At 65.6% G+C, this 1731-nt stretch carries 2 protein-coding genes; both read right to left on the bottom strand.

Annotated features, from left to right (window positions below; translation table 11 throughout):
• Positions 1–91 precede the first annotated feature (91 nt).
• Positions 92–889: an amino acid ABC transporter permease gene (locus J7E68_RS12215; protein ID WP_215172938.1), complete on the bottom strand. Its 798-nt coding sequence runs from the start codon at positions 887–889 to the stop codon at positions 92–94.
• Positions 890–923: 34 nt separating this feature from the next.
• Positions 924–1731, bottom strand: an 808-nt coding sequence (locus tag J7E68_RS12210) for a transporter substrate-binding domain-containing protein (RefSeq protein WP_251048930.1), incomplete at its 5' end; no start/stop codon positions are given.

Genomic DNA, 1731 nt, shown 5'->3' with positions numbered 1-1731 from the left:
TCGATGCCCTTGAGCACCTCGTTGTCGCCGAAGCTCTTCACGAGCCCCTGCAGGTCGATCGCGGGTGCGTGGACGTCAATCAGATCGGTGATCATCGCTGCCTCGACATCCTTCGTTCCAGGTACGCGCTGAAGCGCGTGAGGGGGATCGTCACGATCAGGTACAGCGCCGCCGCCATGATCAGCGGTGTTCCGTTGGCGTTCTGCGTGCTCGCGTCGCGGGCGAAGTTCGTCAGCTCCTTCGACCAGATGAAGGACCCCGCGACGAAGAGCAGCGAGGTGTCCTTCAGCAGCAGCACGAACTCATTGGTCAGCGGCGGGATGATGATGCGGAATCCCTGCGGCACCACGATCCAGAACGTCGTCTTCATGGGAGACATGCCGAGCGACCGCGCGGCTTCCGTCTGCCCCTTCGGAACCGCCTGGATGCCGGCGCGGATCGTCTCGGCCATGTAGGCCGATGCCACCAGGATCAGACCGATCAGGCCGAGCACGACCGGCCCGCCGAGCTTCGTGCCCGGCACGCCGAGCCCGATCGGCAGGATGAAGGCGATGGCGAAGATCGTGAGGATCGCGGGAAGCCCGCGGAACAGTTCGATCCATGCCGTCGCGATCCACCGGAAGGGTCCGATGCTCGACAGCTTCAGCAGCGCCAGCACGATGCCGAGCAGCAGGCCGCCGGCGAACGCGACGGCGGTGAACCACAGCGTGTTGACGAGTGCCGTGGTGATGATGCCCGGGAGCATCTTCGCCGCGACCTCGGGGTTGAAGTAGAGCTGCGCGATGCGCGCCCAGTCGGTGCTGACGATCAGCCAGACGGCGACCGCGATCAGCACCACATAGACGGTGTACCGATACAGCTTGCTCTTCGTGGTGCGCCTCAACGCCATTGTCAAGGTCTCCCAGCTCTTCGTCGCTCGCCGATTACTTCGCGGTGAAGTACGTGTCGTAGATCGTGTCGTAGTCGCCGCTGTCGCGGAGGTCCTTCAGCGCACCGTCGACCGCCTCGCGCAGCGCATCCTTCTCGCCCTTCGCGTAGGCGAAGCCGTAGGACTCACCGGTCTCGTACTCCTCGACGATCTTGTAGGCGCTGTCCGCCTTCTCGTGCTCGAGGTTCACAGGCTGGTCCTGGAGGATCGCGTCGATCTGCCCTGCCTGCATGGCGGGCCAGAGCTCACCGTCGGAGGGGTACTGCACGAGTTCCGCGCCCTCGGCGTTCTCCGTCGCGTACGCCTCACCCGTGGTGCCCTGCTGCACGCCGACGTTCTTGCCCGAGAGGTCGTCGATGGACTCGATGCCCGAGTCGGTGCGCACCAGCAGCGACTGCAGCGAGTCGTAGTACGGCTCGGAGAAGTCGATGTTGGCCTTGCGCTCGTCGGTGATCGTCATCGCCGAGGCGCCGATGTCGCACTGACCGGCAGCGAGCGTGGTACCCGACTGCAGCGCGTCGAATCCGACGTCCTGCACCGAGAGCTTGAGGTCGAGTTCCTTCGCGATCGCGTCGAGCAGGTCGATGTCGAAGCCGGTGTAGCCCGTGCCGTTGTCGCCGCCCTCGAACTCGAACGGTGCGTAGGGGATGTCGGAGCAGACCGTCAGGGTGCCCGCCTCGATGAGGTCGTACTCGTCGCCGGCCGCAGGCTCGCCCGATCCCGCGTCGCTCGTGCCGGTCGCGCATCCGGCGAGGGCGAGGGTTGCGGTCGCGGCGAGCGCGATCCCGGCGATGATGTTGCGA

Source organism: Microbacterium sp. ISL-103 (genome assembly GCF_018613995.1).
Taxonomy (GTDB): domain Bacteria; phylum Actinomycetota; class Actinomycetes; order Actinomycetales; family Microbacteriaceae; genus Microbacterium.
This window is presented reverse-complemented; position numbering and strand designations above follow the sequence as displayed.

What these genes read in the sequence shown, in the direction of transcription:
- J7E68_RS12215 (WP_215172938.1), bottom strand. Translation starts at nt 889, where the DNA reads ATGGCGTTGAGGCGCACCACGAAGAGCAAGCTGTATCGGTACACCGTC.